This window comes from Micromonospora sp. NPDC047670 (assembly GCF_043204915.1).
In the GTDB taxonomy this organism is placed as follows: Bacteria; Actinomycetota; Actinomycetes; order Mycobacteriales; family Micromonosporaceae; genus Micromonospora.
Window position 1 is genome coordinate 69,002 of record NZ_JBIDDA010000023.1, and the last position, 5,962, is coordinate 74,963.

2 protein-coding genes are annotated in these 5,962 nt (G+C 79.1%); one reads left to right on the forward strand and one right to left on the reverse strand.

Going from position 1 to position 5,962, the window contains the following annotated elements; genetic code table 11:
* The first annotated feature begins 246 nt into the window (after positions 1–246).
* Positions 247–5,163 carry an SCO7613 C-terminal domain-containing membrane protein gene (locus ACGF7U_RS30910; RefSeq protein WP_393112747.1) on the forward strand — a complete coding sequence of 1,639 codons (4,917 nt, stop codon included), beginning with the start codon at positions 247–249 and terminating at the stop codon, positions 5,161–5,163.
* Positions 5,164–5,350: 187 nt separating this feature from the next.
* Here ACGF7U_RS30910 and ACGF7U_RS30915 read toward each other — a convergent pair whose 3' ends face one another.
* Positions 5,351–5,779, reverse strand: a complete 429-nt coding sequence (locus tag ACGF7U_RS30915) for a protein-tyrosine phosphatase family protein (protein ID WP_393112749.1) — start codon at positions 5,777–5,779, stop codon at positions 5,351–5,353.
* Positions 5,780–5,962: the final 183 nt, after the last annotated feature.

Below are 5,962 nucleotides of genomic sequence, written 5' to 3' on the forward strand. Positions count from 1 at the left end.
ATGGGGGGCGCCGCCCGCAACGGCCTGGACTCCGCAGGGTGGACGCTGGCCGGCTGGGAGTCCCGCGGCTTGGGCCGCCCCTCCCGCCCGCCGGCGGGGGGGGGGGGGCGGCGCCCGCGCCGCCCCCGGCCGTTCGCCGTCCGCCCCGACGATCTTTGCCCCGGACCCGCCGACAACTGTCGAAATCCGCGCCCGCATTGGGCATGCTGCCAAGGTGGGAGTCCACAGTGCGGGCGGAGGGGTGTCGTGGCGAGCTTTCAGTGCTCCTCGTGCGGCCGGGAGATCAAACCGGCCGTCAGCTGCCCGCACTGCGGTGCGCACCAGCCACAGTGGGTCGAGCACCTGGCGGAGATCGAGCGGTCCATCGCGGAGATGAAGGCCCGCGAGGCCGCCATCGCCAGCGAGCAGCGGCAGATCGCCGCCAAGATGCAGGCCGCGCTCTTCCAGCGGGACATCCTCGCGCACGCCGGCGAGGAACGCCTCAAGCAGGCCACCCGCCCCCGTAGGGTGCTGCGCCGCCGGCCCGGCCGCCGGCCGCCCACCGCCGCCACCGGCGCCCCGCCCCGGGTGCCCCGGCAGGGCACCCCGCCCGCCCCCGACGACCCGCCCCCGCCACCGACCGCCACCTGGCTGGACGCCGACGACCCCGAGCACCCGCCGGAGGCGTCCTCCCGCGAGGTGCAGAACATCCCCCTCGGGCTCGGCGCGCTGCTGCTCGGCGTCGCCGCGGTGGTCTTCGCCGCGGTGGCCACCAGCTCGATGGACGCGCTGGCCCGGCTGGGCATCCTGCTGCTCGCGACCGTGCTGATGCTGCTCGCCCCGCCGGTGCTGGCGCGGCGCGGGCTCACCTCGACCGCCGAGACCATCTCCGCCGTCGGCCTGCTCCTGGTGCCGCTCGCCGGCTACGCGCTGTGGGCGGTGGACCGGATCGGCAACGGCGGCGCCTCCGGCGCGGTCTTCGCCGGGGTCGTCTTCGCCGTCACCGCCGGCGTCTCCTTCGGCTACGCGGGCTGGTCGGGGCTGCGCGCGCCCCGGTTCGCCACCGTGCTGGCCGCCCAGCCGGTGCTGCCGCTGCTGGCGTACGACCGGATCACCGGCCCCGGCGGCTGGGCGCTGGTGCTGACCACGGTGGCCGTGCTCGACCTCTGGCTGGCCCGGTCCCCGGTCACCCTGGAGCGCCCGGTCCGCCGGGACCTGCCCGAGCCACCCGCCGCCCCCGCCGCGCCGACGGCACCGGCCGCCCCCCGCCAGCGCCGGTCCGAGGGCCGGCCCGAGGGGGCGCCGGAGGAGGCCGGCGAGGTGCTCGACGGCGGCCTGCCGGAGCAGGGGCCGGCCCCGGCCGCCCGCCCGGTGCCGGGGCTGCGCGAGCTGGCCTGGGCGCTGCACGGAGTGGCCGTCGCCCTCGCCCTCGCGTACGCCGTCACCGCCCTGCTCCGCGCGGCCACCGTGCCGACCGCGGCCGGCGCGGGGCTGGCGCTGCTGCTGGCCGCCGCCGTGGGCCTGGCCGGGACGCTGGTGCTGCGCCGGCCGCCGCTGCCCGACCTCGGCGCCGGGATCTTCACCCTCGCCGTGATCGGCGCCCTGAGCCGGATCGCCTCGGTGGCGCTGCCCGGCCGGGCGCTGCTGCTGATCGCGGCGGTCATCACGGTCACCGGGCTGGCGGTCCGGGCGGTGCCGGAGGCCGCCCGGCGCGGGCCGCAGCTCGCCTCGGCGGTGGCGCTCACGGTCAGCGGCGTGGTGGTCGCCGGCGGCGCCCTGCGCGCCGGGGTGGCCCCCGTCCGCGCCGCCCTGCCGGCGTGGGAGGCCGACCTGAGCCGCTACGCGGCCGAGCTGTCCGCCGCGGTCGGCCCGGCCGCCTGGCAGCTCGCCGCGAGCGCCTTCCTGCTGACCGTGGCCGCGGTGCTGGCCCTGCCGCCGGAGATCCGCCGGGAGTTCGCGGTGGTCGGCGCGGCGCTGACCGCGCTCGCCGTGCCGGCGTCGTTCGGCCTCGGGTGGGCCGTGGCGCCCTGGCCGATGGTGCTGACCGCGATCGGCATCGGGGTGGTCGGGCTCTCCGCGCGGACCGGGCGGGCGGCGGTGGCGCACGCGGCCGCCGCGGCCGGCGTCGGGCTGTTCGGCGCGGGCGCCGCCCTGGCCCGGCCGGCGCTGACCAGCGCGGTCCTGCTCGCGCTCTTCGCCGCCGGGGCGCTGGTCGCCGTGGCGCCCCGGCTGCGGCTCGCCCCGGCAGCGGCCGACACCCTCTCCGCCTGGGCCGCCGGCGGCGCGGCGTTCGCGCTGCCGGGCGCGGTCGCGGCCTTCGTCGCCGCCATCGTGCCGACGGACCCGACGCCCACCCCGGCGAGCCTGCGCGAGGCCACCGTGCCGGTGCTGGCGGCCAGCTTCCTGGCGGTCTGCGTCACCCTCGGCTACGCCGCCATCGTGCAGGTCTCGCAGCGGCACATCGCGGCGCCGCTGGCCGTGGGCACCGCCCTCGGCGCGATCGTGGTCACCGCCGCCGCGTTCGGGGCGCCCGGCGCCACCGCCGCCGACGCCTGGGTCGGCGGGCTGCTGCTGGTCGCCGCCGCGATGGTGGTGTTCGCCGGCCCCATCGACGCGGGCCGGCGCTCCGACCTGGCCCTGGACGGCTCCGACCTCGCCGCCGCGGCGGTCACCGCCGCCCTGATCGCCACCCTGGCCCGGATCGCGGCCGTGCTCACCCCCGGCGGGCAGCTCGCCGTCGCGGCGGGGCTGGTGCTGGTGGTCGCCGTGGCCGCCCGGGCGATGCCCGAGGAGTGGCGGCGGGGGCCGATCCTCGGCATCACCGTCGGCGGGGTGCTGATCGGGCTGCTGGCCGGCTGGAGCGCGCTGCGGGGCGGGTGGGGGGTGCTCGCCACCCCGGGCCCGATCTGGGCCGGCGACCTGACCGGCTGGCCGGCCGCGCCGACGGGCGGGTCCACGTGGCAGGCCCCGATCGCGCTGGCCCTGCTCGGCGTCGCCGCCGCGGTCCTCCTGCCGCCACCGTGGAAGTACGACGTGTCCGGCGCGGCGGCCGTGCTCGCCACGATCGGCGCGCCGGCCGCGTTCGACCTGCCGTGGTGGTCGCCGGTCCTGGTCGGCGGCATGGTCGCCACCGTCTTCGGGATGGCCGCCGTGGCCGCGGTGGACCCACGCGCCGGGTCGTCCCGGGCGGTCGTGGCGGGGGTGGTCGCCCTGCACGCCGCCGGTGCCGGCCTGGTCAGGCCGTGGACGACCGCGCTGGCCCTGGGCAGCATCGCGCTGATCGGCGTGGTGGTGGCGGCGCTGGCCCGGTCGCTGGCCGCGCCGCTGGTGGACGACATCGAGACCGAGGGGATGCCGCCGCACCTGGCGCAGATCGGGGGCGCCGCCGCCGGTGCCGCCCTGCTCGCGTTCCCGGGCGCGGTCGCGGCGCTGGCGGCCGAGTTCGGCCGCTCGCCCGAGGTGGTGCTCACGGCCGCGCTGGCCGCGTCCAGCCTGGGCCTGGCGGCGGTGGCGGCCGTGCGGCGGCAGATCCCGCAGTACCTGCCCTGGGCGAGCGCGACGGTGGCCGGCGGCGCGACGGTCAGCGCCCTGGCCGCCATCCCCACCGGGCTGCCCGTCGGTGTCTACGCCGCCGCCGCGGCCCTGCTCGGGGTGCTCGCCGAACTGGTCCGCGCGGCGACCGAGCCACCGGCCGACTCGGCCCAGCCGGTGCGGCGCTGGTCGGTGCTGCTCGACGGGGCGTTGCGGCGCCTGCCGGACGACGGCACGCAGCGGCGTTGGCGGGTCAGCCCGGCCGCCGGCGCGCTCGCCGTCGCGGCGCTGCCCACCGTCCTGGCGCTGGTGTCGATCGCGCCGTCCCTGGTCGTCGCCCTGGTCGAGCCGCACCGCAGCCTCGCGCGGGTCTGGCAGGGGCCGCCGCCGGAACTGCTCACCCCACCACCGGGCGCGGTCGACGCCACCCACGTGCTCACCGCGCTGCTGCTCACCGCGACCGCCGCGCTGGCGGCCACCGGCTTCAGCGGCGGCCGGCGTTCCCGGGCGGTGCCGGTGGTCCTGCCCGGCGCGGCCGTGACCCTGCTGATCACCCCGGTCTCGCTGGGCAACGGCTGGCCGGCGAGCACCCTCGCCGCGCTGGCGGTGTTCACCATCTCGATGCTGGGCCTGGCGCTGACCCCGCCGCCGCCGCTGGTCGAGCGGGCCCGCTCGCTGCGGCTGACCCGGGTGCTGGTCTTCGCCATCGGGCTGGCCGCCGGGGGCGCGGGGCTGGCGGGCAGCCTCGCCACCCGGGAGCTGACGCTGTTCACGCTGGGCGGCGCGGTCGGCGTCGGCACGGTGGCGGCGCTCTTCGGCGTCACGCAGCGGGCGCGCATCCTCGGCTGGCTCTTCGCCTCGCTGATGGCGCAGCTGTTCGTGCTCACCGCCGGCCTCGTGGCCGGGCTCGCGGCCGTCTGGTCCGCGTTCGGCGTGCTGGCGGTCGGCGCGGCCCTGCAGGTGTTCGCCGCGACGCTGCCCCGGCTGCGCCGCCCCGAGGCCCAGCGCGAGGCGGCCACGGTGGAGTGGAGCGGCCACGGGGCCGCCCTGATCGCCCTGGCCCTGGCCTTCGACTCGCCGCGGCACATCGCGGCGCTGCTGGCGGCCTGGGGCGCGGTCCTCGGGGTGGCGGCCACCCGGCCGGGCCGCCGGCCGGTGGAGCGGCGCATCCTGTTCTGGGCGGTGGTGGTCTGCGAGATCGCCGCCTGGTGGATCCTGATGCGGGTGGCCGACGTGGCGCTGCCGGAGGCGTACACGCTGCCGTTCGCGGCTCTCGCCCTGCTCGTCGGAGTGCTGGAGCTGCGGCACCGGCCCGACCTGAGCAGCTGGGTCGCGTACGGGCCGGCGCTGGTCGCCGCGTTCGTGCCGACCCTGGCGATCGTGCTGGCCACCGAGTCCAGCTCGCTGCGGCAGGTGCTGCTGTTGCTCGGCGCGGTGGCGGTGCTCGTCTTCGGGTCGATGAGCCAGCAACAGGCGCCGGTGATCGTCGGCGCCAGCGTCACCGCGGTCGCGGCGGTGCACGCGCTGTTCAGCTTCGGGCCGTGGCTGGCGCTGATCCCGGTCGGGATCCTGCTGCTGGTGCTCGGCGCGAGCAACGAGCGCCGCCGCCGCGCCCAGGAACGCCTCCAGACGGCCCTGCGCGGCATGCGGTGAGGCGCGGAACCCGGCGGGGTGGGGCGGGACGCCGCTGTCGGGCTGAGATCGGGGCGCGGGCTCGCGCCCCGGCGCGACGAGCGCCGCCGACGATCAGCCCTTGCTGCTCGTCGGCGGCGTCCCCGCGGGTCGGGAGCGCACGACGGCGGATCATCGCCCCCGCCGCGGCCCCCGGTCGTCGGGCCGGCTACTGGAACCGGGCGACGTAGCGGCGCTGCCAGGGGGTCTCGACTGCCTGTGCGGAGTAGTGCTGCCGAACGTAGGCGACCGCCTGGTCGTTCGGCACCCCGTCGATGACCGCGAGGCAGGCGAGGGCGGTGCCGGTGCGTCCCTTCCCGCCGCCGCAGGCGACCTCGACGCGGCCGTCCTCGGCGCGGGTCCACGCCTCGCGCAACGCGGCGGCGGTCGCGACCCGGTCGGACGGCAGCCAGAAGTCGGGCCAGCGCAGCCAGCGGTGCTCCCAGACCACCGGGGCCGGCCGGCTGCCGAGGAGATAGAGCGCGAAGGTGGGTTCCGGCCCGTGCGGGAGCGGGCGTCGGAGTCCCCGGCCGCGGACGAGCCGGCCGGAGGGCAGCCGGAGCACGCCCGGCGCCGTGGGGTCCCATGAAGTGGTCATCTGTCGTCAGGGCCGCCGTGCCCCTGCGGGCCGGTGTGCCCGTCCTCCTTCCGGTTCGGTGCGTGTCGGGTCTTCCAGGTCGGTGTGTGTCGGGTCGGCGGGGGGGCGCCCCCCCCCCCCCCCCCCGCGCCCCGGGGCCCGCCCCCCCGCGGGCCCGCCGGGGGGGGGGGCCGTGCGCGGCCC

Excerpts from the sequence above, each read along its gene's own strand:
- ACGF7U_RS30915 (WP_393112749.1), bottom strand. The coding sequence starts at position 5,779 with ATGACCACTTCATGGGACCCCACGGCGCCGGGCGTGCTCCGGCTGCCC.